The 18,815-nt window shown below is 55.5% G+C and carries 16 protein-coding genes; 9 read left to right on the plus strand and 7 right to left on the minus strand.

The genetic code is table 11. The annotated features are described in order from the left end of the window. Positions 1-26: 26 nt before the first annotated feature. Together B8P98_RS05490 and B8P98_RS05495 are read right to left on the minus strand one after the other, a co-directional pair. Entirely contained in the window at positions 27-1,505 is a 1,479-nt protein-coding gene (locus B8P98_RS05490) for an FGGY-family carbohydrate kinase (RefSeq protein WP_025712848.1), read from the minus strand. Positions 1,506-1,531: 26 nt separating this feature from the next. After that, positions 1,532-2,830 (minus strand): MFS transporter, encoded by a 1,299-nt coding sequence (locus B8P98_RS05495; protein WP_025712847.1) that lies wholly within the window; start codon positions 2,828-2,830, stop codon positions 1,532-1,534. A 445-nt stretch (positions 2,831-3,275) separates the two neighbouring features. Between B8P98_RS05495 and B8P98_RS05500 the strand changes: the two genes are divergently transcribed. From B8P98_RS05500 to B8P98_RS05520, 5 genes are all read left to right on the plus strand, one after another. Further along, positions 3,276-4,061 (plus strand): SDR family oxidoreductase, encoded by a 786-nt coding sequence (locus B8P98_RS05500; RefSeq protein WP_025712846.1) that lies wholly within the window; start codon positions 3,276-3,278, stop codon positions 4,059-4,061. A 59-nt stretch (positions 4,062-4,120) separates the two neighbouring features. After that, positions 4,121-5,575: an FAD-binding oxidoreductase gene (locus B8P98_RS05505; protein WP_080897100.1), complete on the plus strand. Its 1,455-nt coding sequence runs from the start codon at positions 4,121-4,123 to the stop codon at positions 5,573-5,575. Positions 5,576-5,688: 113 nt separating this feature from the next. Beyond that, positions 5,689-7,110, plus strand: coding sequence for an MFS transporter (locus B8P98_RS05510; protein WP_095032807.1), 1,422 nt, complete (start codon positions 5,689-5,691; stop codon positions 7,108-7,110). After that, the gene (locus B8P98_RS05515) at positions 7,088-7,870 is read left to right on the plus strand and encodes an adenine nucleotide alpha hydrolase family protein (RefSeq protein WP_025712843.1); all 783 of its coding nucleotides are present in this window, start codon (positions 7,088-7,090) and stop codon (positions 7,868-7,870) included. Before B8P98_RS05510 ends, B8P98_RS05515 begins: the two co-directional genes overlap by 23 nt. Further along, the gene (locus B8P98_RS05520; protein ID WP_025712842.1) at positions 7,867-8,724 is read left to right on the plus strand and encodes an electron transfer flavoprotein subunit alpha/FixB family protein; all 858 of its coding nucleotides are present in this window, start codon (positions 7,867-7,869) and stop codon (positions 8,722-8,724) included. The genes B8P98_RS05515 and B8P98_RS05520 overlap by 4 nt, the downstream gene beginning before the upstream one ends. A gap of 85 nt (positions 8,725-8,809) precedes the next feature. Here the strand turns inward: B8P98_RS05520 and B8P98_RS05525 are convergent, their stop codons facing one another. The 4 genes from B8P98_RS05525 to queD form a co-directional block, all read right to left on the minus strand. Further along, a complete protein-coding gene (locus tag B8P98_RS05525) occupies positions 8,810-9,385 on the minus strand; it encodes a glycerol-3-phosphate responsive antiterminator (protein ID WP_025712841.1) in 576 nt (191 codons plus the stop codon). Between the two features lie 21 nt (positions 9,386-9,406). Then, entirely contained in the window at positions 9,407-9,667 is a 261-nt protein-coding gene (locus tag B8P98_RS05530; RefSeq protein WP_025712840.1) for a ferredoxin family protein, read from the minus strand. Beyond that, positions 9,658-10,929 carry an FAD-dependent oxidoreductase gene (locus B8P98_RS05535; RefSeq protein WP_025712839.1) on the minus strand — a complete coding sequence of 424 codons (1,272 nt, stop codon included), beginning with the start codon at positions 10,927-10,929 and terminating at the stop codon, positions 9,658-9,660. The genes B8P98_RS05530 and B8P98_RS05535 overlap by 10 nt, the downstream gene beginning before the upstream one ends. Before the next feature lie 80 nt (positions 10,930-11,009). After that, entirely contained in the window at positions 11,010-11,375 is a 366-nt protein-coding gene (queD, locus tag B8P98_RS05540) for a 6-carboxytetrahydropterin synthase QueD (protein ID WP_165931770.1), read from the minus strand. 316 nt (positions 11,376-11,691) lie between these two features. Between queD and cysJ the strand changes: the two genes are divergently transcribed. From cysJ to cysH, 3 genes are all read left to right on the plus strand, one after another. Further along, entirely contained in the window at positions 11,692-13,491 is a 1,800-nt protein-coding gene (gene cysJ / locus B8P98_RS05545; RefSeq protein WP_025712837.1) for an NADPH-dependent assimilatory sulfite reductase flavoprotein subunit, read from the plus strand. After that, positions 13,491-15,203, plus strand: a complete 1,713-nt coding sequence (cysI, locus tag B8P98_RS05550) for an assimilatory sulfite reductase (NADPH) hemoprotein subunit (protein ID WP_080924668.1) — start codon at positions 13,491-13,493, stop codon at positions 15,201-15,203. The genes cysJ and cysI overlap by 1 nt, the downstream gene beginning before the upstream one ends. Positions 15,204-15,301: 98 nt before the next feature. Next, complete coding sequence (cysH, locus tag B8P98_RS05555) at positions 15,302-16,036, plus strand: phosphoadenosine phosphosulfate reductase (RefSeq protein WP_080897103.1); 735 nt, start codon at positions 15,302-15,304, stop codon at positions 16,034-16,036. A gap of 72 nt (positions 16,037-16,108) precedes the next feature. Here cysH and B8P98_RS05560 read toward each other — a convergent pair whose 3' ends face one another. Further along, a complete protein-coding gene (locus B8P98_RS05560; RefSeq protein ID WP_095032808.1) occupies positions 16,109-17,155 on the minus strand; it encodes an aminopeptidase in 1,047 nt (348 codons plus the stop codon). Between the two features lie 246 nt (positions 17,156-17,401). On the opposite strand from B8P98_RS05560, the gene cysG reads away from it, so the two are divergent. Then, positions 17,402-18,808 (plus strand): siroheme synthase CysG, encoded by a 1,407-nt coding sequence (gene cysG / locus B8P98_RS05565; protein ID WP_162494494.1) that lies wholly within the window; start codon positions 17,402-17,404, stop codon positions 18,806-18,808. Positions 18,809-18,815 lie beyond the last annotated feature (7 nt).

An 18,815-nucleotide genomic window follows, 5' to 3' on the forward strand; every position in this document is an offset into this window, starting at 1 on the left:
TGGTCAATCGCCACCCGGCGTAGCGGTTACGCGTTCGACCAGCTTTGAATCGCATCAGTGTTTTCCAGATTCCCGTGGATGACTTGATATGATTTCTTCAAAATGACATCGGTATATTGCGTTAACTCTCTGAAAATCCCCTTATTTAAGGCCTCATAGCGCATTGCGTTTTGTGCAACAGGCATAAATACATCTTTTACCCGGACCATATTTTTGATGGCCACCTCGTAGGAAGGATACAGACCCAATCCTACCGCGGTGTTGATCGCGGCCCCCAGACTTGCGCAGCCGTTAATAGCGTTGCGCCGCGCCGGAAGGTTGAACACATCGGCAAAGATTTGCATAAACAGGTCACTGTTCGACCCTCCGCCGGTAATGATGATGTGTTTAGCGAAGTGGTTCATTTCATTGCACATGTTGTCGTAGTTGTTTTTCAACGTCAGGGCGACGCTCTCCAGAATGGAGCGGTAAATCCAGGCATAGTCCATACTGGAATCAAAACCGATCATAATACCGCGCTTGTAGGGTTCCCACGGGTTGGTTAGCCAGTCCAGCACGGTCATCAGGCCGTTACAGCCCGGCGGTACCGTTGAGGCTTTTTTATTGAGCAAATCTTCCGCTGAGAGCCCCTGCGTTTTAGCATCCTGAAGCAGGGATTCACCCAGCATGTCCCGCAGCCAGCTGACCGTCCACATCCCCTTACGAATGCCGTATCCTTCATACAGCAGCGTTTCCGGAATAGAGGACATAATAGGCCAGTACGCCACGGGATCCTTCGGCAGATGCTTACCGTTCATCATCAGGGCGATATAGGTGCCTAATGAGATAACCGCTGTATCGTCATCCAGAAGCCCAGCGCCCAGCGCTTCGACCGGCTTATCACTGGTGGTGCAGACCACGGGCAACCCAGCCGGGAAACCGGTGGCGAGAGCGGCTTGTTCGGTAAGATGGCCTAAGATTGTTCCCGGCATCTGTACATCAAAAAGCATGTGACGCGGGATATTAAACTTCTTCATTACCTCGTCATCGTCACTCCATGACCAGGTTTTATAATCAACGGGCCACTGACCAAAGTAGTTGGCGATATTGTCTTTAAACTCGCCGGTTAAGCGGTGCGACAGATAGCCTGAAAATGAGGTGACCCAGGCGACATCGGGGTTGGTATGTTCATAAGGCCGGGTAACGCGGGCGTCCTGCCAGCTGATTAACGGCTCTGCTGGCGTGCCATCGGCTTTAAGCAACGCGCGGCAGCAGCGGATGGAGCCGAGCCCGATACCGACAATATCTTCTCTGTTGCCCGCAAACTGACTCATCAGATCTTTTCCGGCAAAACATAAAGAAGTCCATAAGTCATCGTCAGGATGTTCGGCTGTATTAGCATCCGGGGTGTGCATTGGTTGCAACAGGCCTTTTCCCTCACAAACTATATTGCCCTGCAGATCGTACATCACGACTTTGGTGCTTTGGCTCCCGCCATCAATACCAATGATGTATTTATTTGACATTGTTATTCTCCTTTAAATTTTACCCATCACTCGCCAGTCGTTTCCGCGGCCAGCGAGGTTTTGTTTTCTGGTGCGGCGTCGGCGCTGCGTATTTTCCTGAACAGCAGGAAGGTAAAGAGGATCACCATGCACAGCGCGGCCAGGCCCATCAGCCACATATTGCGATAGGCGTCTTCGGCAGGGAGGGTATCCTGCCAGTGGCCAACAATCGGATAGACAAAGACGTCGGGTAGAAAACCAATGACCGAGCAAATACCAACGGTGGTTCCCATAATGTAGTTAGGGGTTCTTGCTTCGCCGGGGCACGCCCAGTAAAGCCCGCGCGAGGCGTAGCAGGTAAAGCCCAGCAGCAGGATCAGGCCGATCCCCATAGCGACGGATTGCGGATGAGAGTTGGTCGCCAGCAGCGCGATAAGCGCCAACACCCCAACGATAGACAGCAGCTGAATGACGCGGGTTGGTGATTTCACTTTGCTATACGTCGTGATAATGCCGCCCAGCGGGCCACAGATGGCACGGAAGATTTTATTAATGACAATCCCCATATAGCTCGCGGCCACCAGCGACATACCGTACATTTCGGTCAGATAGTTGGTGGAGTAGCTGAGGATGGCATAGATGGTAAAGACGCCAAAAATCACCATGCTGCAGTACCAGGTCGTACTGATGCGCAGGACGGCGAGAATGTCGCTTAGCTGAAACGCTTTTTTCTCTTCTTTCGCGGCGTCGCTGTGCTGAGGGGCATCGCTGACGAAGAACCAGCACAGTATTCCCAACAGAATATAAACCACGCTGTAGATAATGATTACCGCCTTCAGGCTATTACTGTCGTCGGGGATGAAGCGGGAAAATATCCACATGGTAAATACCGCCAACGACATCACACCCACGCCGCGGAGTCCTTCCATCCAGCCCATGATTTTTCCCTGTTCGCTATGGTCGCCAAGTAGCGAAGCGGCTTTAATTGACACCGACCACAGCATCAGAATCGTGGTGATAGCGAAGGCGACTTGAATGCAAAGCATGACCCACAGCGGCGGATAAGTTGCCATTAAGAAACCGAGAAGACCGGTAATAACCATGGCCGAAGTAATCATTTTGCGATGGGAAAATTTATCAGCAATAACGCCGCTGGGCGCGTAAAGAATAATGGCGGCAATGCCAAATGTGCTCATAATTAAGCCAATTTCGGTATTGCTGAATCCCATAAATTTAGCCATGGGAATCTGGTAGATGTATCTTAAATAGGCAAGATCAAAGCTGACACCACCGCTAAAGCTAATAATGGCAAGGGTTATCCAACGGCGATATGAAGTCTGTTGCATATCGTAATCTCATTTTAAATATACCCTTGATACTTCACGTTGCTGATGCGTTGGCTGCGTTTACTCACCCGAATCACTTACTACAGTAAGCTCATTGGGATTCGTTAACTTGCCGCCGTCCTGCAACTCGAATTATTTGGGGTATAGACGAAAAAAAGAGAAAAGTAAACCGCCTTGTTCAGGTGGATTACTTTTCTCTGGTCTCTAGTAATTGAGATTAGAAATAGCATGGCGGCGTGGATTTTAGTGTGAGAGTAATCACGATTCATAATTTTAAGCGCATTTGTGATGTGAAATAGTCATCTGTGATTGCGATCACATTAGAGGCTTAAGCACTATGCTAAAAATTACTCCAGTTACCAGAGACAATGAGAAAGGTGACTTCCCTCTCGCAGGGGAAGTTGCCTTTCTTTTTTTTTTGCCTAAAGGAATTTGGAGCCAAACTATGTCGATCGAATCTCTTGATGCATTCTCAATGAATTTCTTCTCACTACAAGGTAAAACGGCGATAGTCACCGGGGGGAATAGTGGATTAGGGCAGGCCTTTGCGATGGCGCTGGCAAAAGCAGGTGCCAACTTATTTATCCCAAGTTTTGTTAAGGATAACGGCGAAACCAGGGAACTCATTGAAAAGCAGGGTGTTGAGGTTGAATTCATGCAGGTGGATATCACCGAAAAAGGTGCGCCTGGAAAGATTATCGCTGCCTGCTGCGAGCGTTTCGGTACGGTGGATATTCTGGTCAATAACGCCGGGATTTGTAAACTGAATAAAGTACTGGACTTCGGCCGTGCGGACTGGGATCCGATGATTGATGTTAACCTGACGGCAGCTTTCGAACTCAGTTATGAAGCAGCTAAAATTATGATCCCGCAAAAGAGTGGGAAGATTATTAATATTTGCTCTTTGTTTTCATTTCTCGGCGGGCAATGGTCTCCGGCTTATTCAGCAACCAAACATGCGCTTGCCGGTTTCACCAAAGCCTATTGCGATGAGTTAGGGCAATATAATATTCAGGTTAATGGTATTGCTCCGGGGTATTACGCAACGGATATTACGTTAGCGACCCGCAGTAATCCTGAGACGAATCAGCGGGTGCTGGACCATATTCCGGCTAATCGTTGGGGTGATACACAGGACTTAATGGGGGCTGCAATATTTTTAGCCAGTCAGGCATCAAATTATGTTAACGGTCATCTGTTAGTTGTCGATGGTGGTTATCTGGTGCGTTAATTTATAACCGGTGGTTTCTGTTTTTATTATTCCGAATTAATTATCAGGAAGGAATGACTATGTCTTTATCCCGTGAAGCAATTGTTGACCAGTTAAAAGAAATTGTCGGTGTTGACCGCGTTATTACTGATGAAACAGTTTTAAAACGAAACAGCATCGACCGCTTTCGTAAATATGCTGATATTCATGGCGTCTTTACTTTGCCGTTGCCTGCAGCGGTCGTTAAGTTAGGTTCCACCGAAGACGTTTCTAACGTGTTGGCGTTTATGAACCAGCATAAGATCAATGGGGTTCCTCGCACTGGCGCATCGGCAACCGAAGGTGGCCTGGAAACCGTGGTTGAGAATTCCGTGGTGCTGGACGGTGCCGGGATGAATCAAATCCTGAATATCGATATTGAAAACATGCAGGCAACCGCGCAGTGCGGCGTACCGCTGGAAGTGCTGGAAAATGCGCTGCGGGCGAAAGGTTACACCACCGGGCATTCGCCGCAGTCCAAACCGCTGGCGCAAATGGGGGGGCTGGTGGCCACCCGCAGCATTGGTCAATTCTCCACGCTATATGGCGCAATTGAAGACATGGTTGTAGGGCTTGAGGCCGTGCTGGCGGATGGTACCGTCACCCGCATCAAAAACGTCCCGCGTCGTGCCGCCGGGCCGGACATTCGCCACATCATCATCGGCAACGAAGGCGCACTGTGCTATATCACTGAAGTGACAGTGAAAATCTTTAAATATACCCCGGAGAATAACCTGTTCTACGGCTATATCCTCGACGACATGAAGGTTGGGTTCAACATCCTGCGTGAAGTGATGGTCGAAGGGTATCGCCCGTCAATTGCCCGTCTGTATGATGCAGAAGATGGTACTCAGCACTTTACTCATTTTGCCGACGGCAAATGCGTACTGATCTTTATGGCGGAGGGCAATCCGCTGATCGCCAAAGCGACCGGGGAGGGTATTGCGGAAATCGTGGCGCGTTACCCCCAATGCCAGCGCGTGGACAGCAAGCTGATCGAGAACTGGTTTAATCACCTGAACTGGGGCCCGGAAAAAGTGGCCGCCGAGCGCGTGCAGATCCTGAAAACCGGCAATATGGGCTTTACGACAGAAGTGTCGGGCTGCTGGAGCTGCATCCACGAAATCTATGAAAGTGTGATCCGCCGTATTCGTAGCGAATTCCCGCACGCTGACGACATTACCATGCTGGGCGGCCACTCCTCTCACAGCTATATCAATGGTACCAACATGTACTTTGTGTATGACTACAACGTGGTCGGGTGCAAGCCGGAAGAGGAAATTGATAAGTATCACAACCCGCTGAACAAGATCATCTGCGAAGAGACGATTCGCCTCGGCGGCTCCATGGTACATCACCACGGAATTGGTAAACATCGCGTTCACTGGAGCAAGCTGGAACACGGTAGCGCGTGGCCGCTGCTGGAAGGGCTCAAAAAGCAGTTCGATCCCAACGGTATCATGAATACCGGAACGATTTACCCGATTGAGAAGTAGCTAGTTATACGCAAAATCATTCGCGTTGTATCAAGGCGGCAAGTGAATAAGTCTCCAGGAGCGTACAAAAGTACGTGACTGGGGCTTATGAACGTAGCCAACGAAGTGGCAGCGTGAAGGATGATGCGTATAAGCGGCTTCTCAATTGGGAAGCCACTCTTTTACCGGACCATGAAGGGGAAGAAATGAACACTTCACCGGTGCGAATGGATGATTTACCGCTCAACGGTTTTCACTGCCGTATTGCCGCGCTGACTTTCGGCGCGCATTTGGTTGATGGTTATGTCCTCGGCGTTATTGGTTACGCCATCATTCAACTGACCCCCGCCATGCAGCTGACGCCGTTAATGGCGGGCATGATTGGCGGTGCGGCGCTGCTGGGGCTTTTTATCGGCAGCCTCATTCTGGGCTGGGTTTCGGATCACATTGGTCGGCAGAAAATTTTCAATTTTAGTTTTATGTTGATTACCGTCGCTTCATTTCTGCAGTTTTTCGCTACCACACCCGAACAGCTCATTGGCTTACGCATACTGATAGGGATTGGCCTGGGGGGCGATTACTCCGTGGGCCACACGCTGCTGGCTGAATTTGCACCACGCCGACATAGAGGGATTTTGCTCGGCGCATTCAGCGTGGTGTGGACCGTTGGTTATGTGCTGGCAAGTCTGGCTGGTCATCATTTTATTAGCGAAAACCCGGATGCCTGGCGATGGTTGCTGGCCTCGTCGGCTTTGCCGGCGCTACTGATCACACTGCTGCGCTGGGGAACGCCTGAATCGCCGCGCTGGCTAATGCGTCAGGGAAGGTTTGCCGAAGCGCATGCCGTGGTGCACCGCTGTTTTGGTATGCACGTACAATTGGGTGATGAAGTAACAAAAGAAACGAATAAACAGATCAGCACCCTGTTCTCATCGCGCTACTGGCGGCGCACCGCATTTAATAGCATCTTTTTTGTCTGTCTGGTCATTCCCTGGTTTGTTATTTACACCTGGCTTCCGACTATCGCTGAGACCATTGGCCTCGAAGACGCGCTTACCGCCAGCCTGCTGCTGAACGTGCTACTGATCGTGGGTGCGCTGTTGGGCCTGGTTTTAACTCATCTGCTGGCCCATCGCCATTTCTTATTAGGCAGCTTTCTGCTGCTTGCGGCGACTTTACTCGTGATGGCCTGCTTACCTCCTGGTAGTCACTGGACGCTGCTGCTTTTTGTTCTGTTCAGCACCACGATTTCGGCCGTCAGCAATCTGGTGGGGATCTTACCGGCGGAAAGCTTCCCCACCGACATTCGTTCGCTGGGCGTGGGATTTGCCACTGCCATGAGCCGTCTCGGCGCCGCGATCAGCACTGGCCTGCTGCCCTGGATCCTTGCGCAGTGGGGGATGACCGTCACCCTACTGCTTTTGTCGGGCATATTACTGATGGGCTTCACGGTGACCTGGCTATGGGCGCCAGAGACTAAAGCGCTGCCGCTGGTGGCGGCCGGAAGTGGAGATAAAAGACAAGGAGGTACCAATGAACATTCTATTGGCGTTTAAAGCCGAGCCGGACGCTGGCATGCTGGCGGAAAAGGACTGGCAGGCCGCTACGCAGGATCTCTGCGGGCCAGATGTTTCGCTATTGCGCTGCGCCATCGGTGCCGATGAGCAGGCCGCCGCCGCGCTGCTGCTGGCCCAGCGTAATGCGGGCTGTGAGATGACGTTGACCGCATTAAGCATTGGCGATGAACGCGCGCTGCACTGGCTACGCTACTTTGCCGCGTTAGGGTTTGAGCAGCCGGTTCTGCTGGAAGCCGCGGGGGATTTACGTTTTGCACCGGCGTTTATTGCCCGACACATTGTCGACTGGCAGCGTCAATACGCTCATGAACTGATTGTAACCGGCTGTCAGAGCGCTGAAGGACAGAATAGCCAGACACCGTTTTTGCTGGCGGAAATGCTGAACTGGCCTTGTTTTACTCAGGTTGAACGATTCACTCTTGAGCCACCTTTTGTTGTTGTCGAGCAGCGGACGACATCGGGTATCCGGCGCTGTCGGGTTCGGTTACCGGCGGTGATCGCGGTCAGGCAGTGTGGCGACGTCGCGCTGCCGGTTCCCGGTATGCGCCAGCGTCTGGCGGCGGCAAAGGCGGAAATAGTACGCCAGGAGGTGGCTTTAGACGCGACGCCGGCCATTAAATGCGTGCGTCTGACCCGCCCTGAACAGCGGCGCAATGCGGTGATCATCGACGGGGCAACGGCACAGGCGAAAGCGAGGGCGCTATGGGAGAACTATCTGCGGGAGAGGATGCAGCCATGAAGATAGCAATGGTAATGGCAAGCGGCGATAGCGCAGCGATGTATCACTGGCTGATGAGCGCCAACCTCGCAGCGGCAGAGCTGGAGTGCTGGATTATCGATGGCGAACCGGCGGTGGCTGAACCGGTCCTTGCTGCGCTGGCCACCCAGTGGCAGCAAACACCGGTTGATATGTTGCTGTTTTCTCCGGGAATGGCCGGTGATGAGCTGGCGACACGGCTGGCCTGGCGTCTGCAGGGAGGGAGCGTATGTCAGGTGCTGTCAGTGAATACGCAGGAAGGTTGGGTCACAAAGTCGCATTGGGGGAATGCGTTAATAGCGACGCTGGACGTGGCGGCCAGGCCACTTTGCCTGTCCCTGGCGCGCCAGCCAAGGGTTACTATCTCCGCCGCTCTTCCGGACAAACTGCCGGTACGCTACCTCCTCATACCGGCAGCCCGGCCTGACTGGCTGGCCAGCGTTGAAAACCTCGAACATTCTGGCGGCCATCCTCTGCAGACAGCAACTCAGGTGCTGGTTGTCGGGCAGGGGGAACCGCATATCAATGCTGACGGCATCGCGGCGCTGGCGCGACGTCTCGGGATGGAGGTTGGCTATAGCCGCGCGCGAGTGATGAATGGCGGTTATGATGTGGAACGTCTGATTGGTATATCAGGTCATCTGCTGGCGCCGGATGTCTGCATCGTGGCGGGAGCATCAGGCGCGGCGGCGCTGATGACGGGAGTCAGAGATAGCCGGTTTATTGTGGCGATTAATCGTGACGCCAGCGCACCGGTATTTGCCCAGGCGGATGTCGGCATTGTCGATGACTGGCCGACAGTACTTGAAGCGCTGGTCGCCTGTGCAGAGACATAATTTCGGATGGCGGCCGGCCTGCAGGGGTGTGCGATTTGTAGGCCCGGTAAGGCGTTAGCCGCCACCGGGCAGAACGCTGTATAGCTCAACTAAGCTGCTTCGCTAATTTCCAGACTGCGGTGTTGGTGGTCGACAGTGCCGCCACGCCGGCGTTCATTGCATTACGCGCATCTTCTTCGTCACAGACCAGCCCACCGGCGATCAGCGGCTGGCGAATTTTCTCCGTGACCCAGCCCAGCACCTTCGGCATACAGCCGGGAAGGATTTCAACGCAGTCTGGATTCGATTGCGCCACCTGCTTGTCAATATTGTGAAAAGAGATGGAGTCGACGATAAACAGGCGATGAATGCAGAAAAACCCTTCCGCTCTGGCCGCTTTGAGCATTGGCGCTTTGGTGCTGATGATGCCGTCCGCTTCGGTAACCAGCTTTAAAAACTGAATGACGATCTCTTTATTGGACGCTCCCTCCAGCAGGTCGACGTGAATAAACGCGTACTTACCGGCATTTTTGATTTTTTTTACGATGTTGCTGATGGTGCAGATATTGCCATACAGCACGGAGATAAACTGGCACTCGGAATCGATGGCTAATTGCAGGCTGGCGTTATCTTTCACGGCTGCAATAACCGGATTTTGTTTTAGCAGGTGGAGCAGGGGCATGGTGTATCCTTCGTCGTTTTATTACCCAAAGCGGAATGTAATACCAAATCCAGACTCAGGATAGCGCCATTCTTTCAGCGTTGCTTCATCACAGAGCAGTCGACAGGTGCCACACTCCAGACAGCCGCGGTAGTCGACACGCAACTCGCCTTCGGCTGTTCGCGTGAAGAGCCCGGCGGGGCAGGCTTTGACGAGGAGTTCAGCGATTTCCTCGTTCGGCGATGTGGACGGAACAATATGTGCGCTGTCGGCAGGGCGCCAGACGTTGCGGGCTACAGACATCGTAAACTCCTGAGCAGATCGCCTGCCAGAGGGCGCAGGCCGTGACGGCGAAGATGACGCCAGACTACCTGGCGCAGGGGTGGAACGGGGCGCTCACCCTGTTGCCACAGTTCGCGGGAGATATCCGCCATCAACGCCGGCCAACGGCGATACCAGCCGGGGCGTTGTAATAGCGCGGGTATGTGCTGGTAGCGCTGAAGAACCTCCCACAGCAGACTGCGCTCAATCTCCTGGCGATACTGTGGAAACAAGTCTTGCGGCGCGCTTTGCTGGCAGGCCCGAATCAAGGTTTGCGCCGCCGCCTGCGCGCCGATTAGCGCCATATCCATGCCGCGCACGGTAAAACCGGTATTTATACAGGTACGCAGGGCGTCGCCAACCAGCAGCCAGCCTTCTCCTGCATACTGTTCGGGCATGCTATGCAGGCCGCCTTCAGGCACCAGATGTGCGCCATACTCCAGGGTTTCACTGCCGCGCAGCAGTGGCCGCAGGGCCGGGTGTGCTTTGAGATGTTCCAGCAGATCGGCGGCCGGGATGGGCCCTTTTCCCAGCGACGCGAGCGGGCAAACGATACCGAATGAGAGGGTATCCTGATTGGTATAGAGGAATGCGCCGCCGGGGAAATCTCCGCAAACGCCGCCGGTGAAAAGTATCGCGGCACCTTCGTTATCCGTAAGATGGAAGCGATCCTCCAGCGTTTTTTGCTCCAGCGACAGGACCGCTTTAATGCCCAACGCCATGGCGGAGGGGGACGGACGGGGAAGTAAACCCTCACGCTCGGCCAGCACGCTGTTCGCCCCTTCAGCCACCACCACGTAACGGGCGCGCAGGATGTCTTTATCGCAAATCACACCGCAAACACGGTTATTTTCACGATGCAGCGCCTCCACCGTCGCGCCGGTAATACACTGGACACCTTCGGCTTCGGCCTGGCTGACAAACCATGGGTCAAAGCGGGCGCGTAGTACGCTCCAGGAATCGCCGTTGGGCTGCAGGCTGGAGTACATCGTGGCGCCATGGTCGGTTAACAGGGCCAGACTTTCGTGGGTGATGCGGCGTTCAAGCGGTGCGGAGCGTTGAAAATGAGGAAGGAGTTCGGCGAGCGCATGGCAATACAGCCGCCCTCCCGATAGATTTTTACTGCCGGGAAGTTCGCCGCGTTCAAGCAGCAGAACGGAAAGCCCGGCCCGCGCGCAGCGTAAAGCACAGGCGGTGCCCGCTATTCCTGCACCGATAATTATAATATCAAAATCGTCTGCCATTTTGCGTCCCAGATATCCAGAACGCATAAGCTAACATATCGTTATTTAAGGAATATTGACCGCCAACACAAACGCTTTAATCACTCGCCGCGATAGACGCAGCCGGCGGTGCAGGTCTCTTTGACCATCACCGCGCTCAGCAGCGGCACCTGCGGTTTCATTTGATCCCAAATCCATTTGGCCAGCACTTCGCTGGTAGGGTTCTCCAGTCCTGGAATATCGTTCAGGTAATAGTGGTCTAAACGATCGTAGGTCGGTTTAAACGCGGCTTTCAGCTCGGCGAAATCCATGATCCACCCGGTATGGGGATCGACTTCACCGGTGATCTCCAGACGCACCATAAAGGAGTGGCCATGCAGGCGACCGCATTTGTGTCCCTGCGGGACGTGCGGCAGGTGGTGGGCGGCTTCGAAGGTGAAATCTTTAAACAGCGTGGTGGACATCATTGACTCTCAACAGGACGAAAAAAACCGCCGTAGGGTACCGGAAAGTACATTTTTTCGCATTAACTAAAACGGCCCTGAACAGAAAATGGACACATTTATCCGGGTTATGAGAATTAACTTATTATATTTCATATGGTTATTTAATCGATTTTGTTGTTAATAACTACAACTAAAACAGGTTAGTCCATTTGGTTATTTATTATTTCCATCCCTTCTTTAATTGTTACTATGCCCGCCGTTAACCTTCTATTCTCTTCTGTTTTTGTCGCGCTGACAGGGTGCGAATAACAGCTTTGCTTACTGGAACAAACGACGCATGACGACACAGGCCCCACCTTCCAATTTGCTGCCGCTCAACCCGGAGCAACTGGCGCGCCTACAGGCGGCCACCACTGACTTCACGCCCACTCAGCTCGCCTGGGTGTCTGGTTATTTCTGGGGCGTGCTGAATCAGCAGTCCGGCGCGGCAGTAGCCGCTTCCGCCCCGGCCGCCGAAGTGCCGACGATCACGCTGATTTCCGCCTCGCAAACCGGTAACGCCCGCCGCGTCGCCGAAGCGTTGCGTGACGATCTGCTGGCAGCGAAGCTGAACGTGAAGCTGGTGAATGCAGGCGATTATAAATTCAAACAAATTGCTGCTGAAAAACTGCTGGTGGTGGTGACCTCCACTCAGGGGGAAGGCGAGCCGCCGGAAGAAGCCGTCGCATTGCATAAGTTCCTGTTCTCGAAAAAAGCGCCGAAACTGGACGGGACCGCGTTCGCCGTCTTTGGCCTCGGCGATACTTCTTATGAATTCTTCTGCCAGTCCGGCAAAGATTTCGACAACAAGCTGGCCGAGCTCGGCGCGGAACGCCTGCTCGATCGCGTCGACGCCGACGTTGAATATCAGGCCGCGGCCGCGGAATGGCGCGCGCGCGTGGTTGAGGTGCTGAAGGCGCGTGCGCCGGTTGCGGCACCTGCGCAGCTGGCCACCAGCGGCGTAGTGAATGATATTCACACCAGCCCATATACCAAAGAAGCGCCCCTGACGGCGACCCTGTCGGTCAACCAGAAAATCACCGGCCGTGATTCAGAAAAAGATGTACGCCATATCGAGATTGACCTTGGTGATTCCGGTCTGCGCTACCAGCCGGGCGACGCGCTGGGCGTCTGGTACCAGAACGATCCTCAGCTGGTCAAAGAGCTGGTGGAACTGCTGTGGCTCAAGGGCGACGAGCCGGTCACCGTTGAGGGTAAAACCCTGCCGCTGGCGGAAGCCCTGCAGTGGCATTTTGAGCTGACGGTCAACACCGCCACTATCGTCGAGAACTACGCCACTCTGACCCGCAGCGAGTCGCTGCTGCCGCTGGTGGGCGATAAAGCTCAGCTGCAGCAGTATGCCGCCGCGACGCCGATCGTCGATATGGTCCGTTTCTCCCCGGCGCAGCTGGACGCCGAAGCGTTAATCGGTCTGCTGCGCCCGCTGACGCCGCGCCTGTACTCCATTGCCTCCTCGCAGGCGGAAGTGGAGAGTGAAGTGCATGTCACCGTGGGCGTGGTGCGCTATGAAATTGAAGGCCGCGCCCGGGCTGGCGGCGCCTCCAGCTTCCTCGCCGATCGCGTGGAAGAGGATGGCGAAGTCCGCGTCTTTATCGAACATAATGATAACTTCCGGCTGCCGGCTAACCCGGAGACGCCGGTGATCATGATTGGCCCGGGCACCGGTATTGCACCGTTCCGCGCCTTTATGCAACAGCGCGCTGCGGACGGAGCGCAAGGCAAGAACTGGTTGTTCTTCGGCAACCCGCACTTCACCGAAGATTTCCTCTATCAGGTGGAGTGGCAGAGCTATGTGAAGGAAGGTCTGCTGACCCGTATCGATCTGGCCTGGTCCCGCGATCAACAACAAAAAGTCTATGTACAGGACAAACTGCGCGAGCAGGGGGCCGAGCTGTGGCGCTGGATCAATGACGGCGCCCATATTTATGTCTGCGGCGACGCCAATCGTATGGCGAAAGACGTGGAGCATACGTTATTGGAAGTGATTGCCGAATACGGCGCGATGGACGCCGAAGCGGCGGACGAATTTTTAAGTGAGCTGCGCGTTGAGCGCCGTTATCAGCGAGATGTCTACTAATGAGCGAAAAACATCCGGGGCCTTTAGTGGTCGAAGGTAAACTGACCGATGCCGAGCGCATGAAGCTCGAGAGCAACTACCTGCGCGGCACCATTGCGGAAGATTTAAACGACGGTCTGACCGGCGGTTTTAAAGGCGACAACTTCCTGCTGATCCGTTTCCACGGCATGTACCAGCAGGACGATCGCGATATCCGCGCGGAGCGCGCCGCCCAGAAGCTGGAGCCGCGCCATGCGATGCTGCTGCGCTGCCGTCTGCCGGGCGGAGTGATCACCACCACCCAGTGGAAGGCGATCGATAAGTTTGCCGCGGACAACACCATTTACGGCAGTATTCGCCTGACTAACCGGCAGACTTTCCAGTTCCACGGTATTCTGAAAAAGAACGTGAAGCCGGTACATCAGATGCTGCACTCGGTGGGACTGGACGCGCTGGCCACCGCCAACGATATGAACCGTAACGTGCTGTGCACCTCCAACCCGTACGAATCGCAGCTGCACGCTGAGGCCTACGAGTGGGCGAAAAAGATCTCCGAGCATCTGCTGCCGCGTACCCGCGCTTATGCCGAGATCTGGCTGGATCAGAAAAAGGTCGCTACTACCGACGAAGAGCCGATCCTCGGTCAGACCTATCTGCCGCGTAAGTTTAAAACCACGGTGGTGATCCCGCCGCAGAACGATATCGATCTGCACGCCAACGACATGAACTTTGTGGCGATCGCCGAAAACGGCAAGCTGGTGGGCTTTAACCTGCTGGTGGGCGGCGGCCTCTCTATCGAACACGGCAACAAGAAAACCTACGCCCGCACGGCGAGCGAATTTGGTTATCTGCCGCTGGAGCATACGCTGGCGGTGGCGGAAGCGGTCGTGACCACTCAGCGTGACTGGGGCAACCGTACCGACCGTAAGAATGCGAAAACCAAGTACACCCTTGAGCGCGTCGGTGTTGAAACCTTCAAGGCGGAAGTGGAGCGTCGGGCAGGGATTAAGTTTGAGCCAATCCGCCCGTACGAATTCACCGGCCGCGGCGACCGCATCGGCTGGGTGAAGGGCATTGATGATAAATGGCACCTGACGCTGTTTATTGAAAACGGCCGCATTCTCGATTACCCGGGGCGTCCGCTGAAAACTGGCCTGCTGGAGATTGCTAAGATCCATCAAGGCGAATTCCGCATCACCGCCAACCAGAACCTGATCGTCGCCAGCGTACCGGAAGATCAGAAGGCGCGGATCGAGAAGCTGGCGCGGGATCATGGTCTGATGAATGCCGTCACCCCGCAGCGTGAAAACTCGATGGCCTGTGTCTCCTTCCCGACCTGCCCGCTGGCGATGGCGGAAGCCGAGCGTTTCCTGCCGTCGTTTATCGACAAAGTGGAAGGGGTAATGAGCAAGCACGGCGTGAGCGATGAGCATATCGTCACCCGCGTCACCGGCTGCCCGAACGGCTGCGGCCGCGCGATGCTGGCGGAAGTGGGGCTGGTGGGCAAAGCGCCGGGTCGCTACAACCTGCACCTTGGCGGTAACCGCAGCGGCACCCGCATCCCGCGGATGTACCGTGAGAATATTACCGAGTCGGAAATTCTCGACTCGCTGGACGAACTGGTAGGGCGCTGGGCGAAAGAGCGTGAAGCGGGTGAAGGCTTCGGCGACTTTACGGTGCGTGCGGGCATCATTCGCCCGGTGCTCGACCCAGCCCGCGATTTCTGGGAATAACATCCTGGTGCCCGGTGGCGCTTCGCTAACCGGGTCGACAAAACCCGTAGGCCGGGCAAACGTAGTGCCGCCCGGCAAAACTGGCAAACGAGGTTCATATGTCCGTACTCGATCTAAACGCGCTTAATGCATTGCCGAAAGTTGAACGCATCCTGGCGCTGGCGGAGACCAATGCGACGCTGGAGAAGCTCAGCGCCGAAGAACGCGTCGCGTGGGCACTGGAAAATCTGCCTGGCGAGTATGCTTTATCTTCCAGCTTTGGCATTCAGGCGGCGGTGAGTCTGCACCTGGTCAACCAGCTGCGCCCGGATATTCCGGTGATCCTCACCGATACCGGCTATCTGTTTCCGGAAACCTATCAGTTTATTGACGAGCTGACGGACAAGCTCAAACTGAACCTGAAAGTCTACCGCGCGGCGGAAAGCGCGGCCTGGCAGGAGGCGCGCTACGGCAAGCTGTGGGAGCAGGGCGTTGAGGGCATTGAGAAATACAATGAGATCAACAAAGTCGAGCCGATGAACCGGGCGCTGAAAGAGCTCAACACCCAGACCTGGTTCGCCGGTCTGCGCCGCGAGCAGTCAGGCAGCCGGGCTACGCTTCCGGTGCTGGCGGTCCAGCGCGGGGTGTTCAAGGTGCTGCCGATCATCGACTGGGACAACCGGACGGTGTATCAGTATCTGCAAAAACACGGGCTGAAGTACCATCCGCTGTGGGATCAGGGTTATCTGTCGGTAGGCGATACCCACACCACCCGCAAATGGGAGCCAGGCATGGCAGAAGAAGAGACCCGGTTCTTTGGCCTTAAACGCGAGTGCGGGTTGCACGAGGGTTAAGCTGTTAGCGCTTTCTTCGGGTGATAATTCAAGAAGAACACGCGGGTGATACCGCGCGTTCTTTTGTGCGTATCAGCTTTTCTTCTCCACCTTCGCCAGCTCTTTCACCAGCGGCAGCATCACTTTCACTACTTCGCGTCCGCGGTGTTCGATGCGCCCCGGCAGCGCGTTGTCGAGATACTGCTGATTATCAAGCTGCACGTTGTGCCAGCTGTTACCGTCCGGGAAGGCGCGGGATTTCTGCCGCTGTTGATAGCCATCTTTTTTGCCGAGTGACCAGTTAGTCGCCTCGACCGACAGCACCGGGATCCCGGCGTTGTCAAAGACGCTGGCGTCATTGCAGCAGCTGGTGCCCTTCGGGTAATCCGGATTCAGTCCTGGATTGGTGTAGGCGGCAATGCCCTTGCTGCGGGCAATAGCCAGCGCGCGGTCGCGGGTCAGCTTGCGCACCGAGTCCGGCGTGCGGCGGCCGCTGTTGAAGTAAAGCTTATCGCCGACCACCAGATTATCGAGGTTGATCACCAGCAGCGTATTTTTCTTTTCCGCCTCGCTCATGCGCTGCAGCAAATTTTGCGCCCCGAGACGGCCTTCCTCTTCGCCGCTGGTGGCGATAAAGCGAATGCCATAGCGGGTGGGGACGTTTTGTAAATGCTCCGCCAGCTCCAGCAATACGCCGAGCCCCATCGCGTTGTCATCGATACCCTGCAGCGTCAGGCCGCCGAGGTTGTTTTCCACGTCTTTATCGCTCTGCGGCGCATAGGTGTCGAGGTGAGCCATGATAATAATCTGCTGGCGCACCTTGCCTTCATGGGCGGCGATCACCGTACTGCCGGTGGCGTTATGCCAGTTCTTACGCTGATTGTTATCGGTATAGATGTAGCGGGTATTGAAGCTGCGCACGTCGCTCTGATAACCCATCTGGGCGAACTGCTGGCGGAGGTACTCGGCTGACAACATCTCGGCTGGTGTTCCGGTCATTCGTCCCGGGAAGACGGTGGCGATATGACGGGCCTGGCTACTGGCGGTGTCGCCCAGCGCGCTGAATGCGGGGGCGGCGGCGAAAACAAAACCGGTGCCGAGCGCCACAGGAAGCAGACGGCGGCACAACGCGGAAAACATAAGGGGTCCTTACACGAACAAGACAATTTGACGCGTACAGTATGAAACTGTGACCGCGGTTAAACAATTTCAATTGCTCTTAAATAGCGGAAAAATAGCGCGTTAAGCACTTTTTGATATTTGTATTTCCATAGCGTTATTCCTTTGCGTCACAACTCATTCCATTTCGTAATTTCATTTGCTCTCAGGCGCACCCTATAGTCGCAGTATCGCTGATTGTAAGAGAGTTGTTGCGCCGTGGATTACTTGCCCCTTTTTGCCGAACTGAAACAAAGGCCCGTGCTGGTGATCGGCGGCGATGAGATTGCTGAACGCAAGATTAAATTCCTGCTGCGCGCTCAGGCACAGGTACAGGTGGTCGCCGGGACGCTCTCTCCGGCGCTGGCCGATCTGGCGGCGCGCCAGGCGCTTAGCTGGCGGGCGACGGAATTTAGCGAGTCGCTGGTGGATGATGTCTTTCTGGTGATTGCGGCCACGGAGGATGAGGCGCTTAATCAGCGGGTGTTTGCGGCGGCTAACGCGCGCTACCGGCTGGTCAACGTGGTGGATAACCAGGCGCTGTGCTCGTTTGTCTTCCCTTCTATCGTCGACCGTTCGCCGCTGCTGGTGGCGATCTCCTCCAGCGGCAAAGCGCCGGTGCTGTCGCGTATTCTGCGCGAGAAAATTGAAGCGCTACTGCCGACGAACCTCGGGCGGCTGGCGGAATCGGCGAGCTACTGGCGCAACCATCTGAAAACCCGTCTGACGACCACCGAAGCGCGTCGCCGCTTCTGGGAACGCGTCTTTACCGGCCGCTTTGCCAGCCTGATGGTGGCGGGCAATCATGCGGAGGCGGAAAAGGCGCTGCAGGATGAGCTGGATAAGCCCGAACGCGAGACGGGAGAAATTATTCTGGTGGGCGCCGGGCCGGGCGATGCCGGGCTGCTGACCCTTCGTGGTCTGCAGGCGATCCAGCAGGCGGACGTGGTTTTCCACGACCATCTGGTGACCCCGCCGGTTCTCGAGCTGGTGCGCCGTGATGCCGAGCTGATCTGTGTCGGCAAACGCGCCGGCGAGCACTCGGTGCCGCAGCATGAAACCAATCAGCTGCTGGTGGCGGCGGCGAAGGCAGGGAAAACCGTCGTGCGTCTGAAGGGCGGGGATCCGTTTATTTTTGGCCGCGGCGCAGAAGAGCTGCAGGCTGCCGCCGAAGCGGGGATCCCGTTCCAGGTGGTGCCTGGCGTCACTGCTGCTGCCGGGGCGACGGCCTACGCCGGTATTCCGCTGACCCATCGCGACTATGCGCAAAGCGCCGTCTTTGTCACCGGCCACTACAAGCCGGACAGCGCCCCCTTCGACTGGTCGCTGCTGGCGAAGAGCCAACAAACGCTGGCGATCTACATGGGCACCATGAAGGCGGCGGAAATCAGCGCGCAGTTGATCGCCCACGGTCGCGACAGCGCTACGCCGGTCGCGGTGATTTCCCGCGGTACCCGCGACGATCAGCAGACGATAACCGGCACATTGCAACAACTCGAACACCTGGCGAAAGACGCCCCGATGCCCGCCCTGCTGGTGGTCGGCGAAGTGGTGCAGCTGCATCAGCAGCTCGCCTGGTTTCAACATACATCATCCGCCGAGGGGTTTAACGCTTCGGTGGTCAATCTGGCTTAAGGAACGG

It is taken from the genome of Klebsiella quasivariicola (genome assembly GCF_002269255.1).
In the GTDB taxonomy this organism is placed as follows: domain Bacteria; phylum Pseudomonadota; class Gammaproteobacteria; order Enterobacterales; family Enterobacteriaceae; genus Klebsiella; species Klebsiella quasivariicola.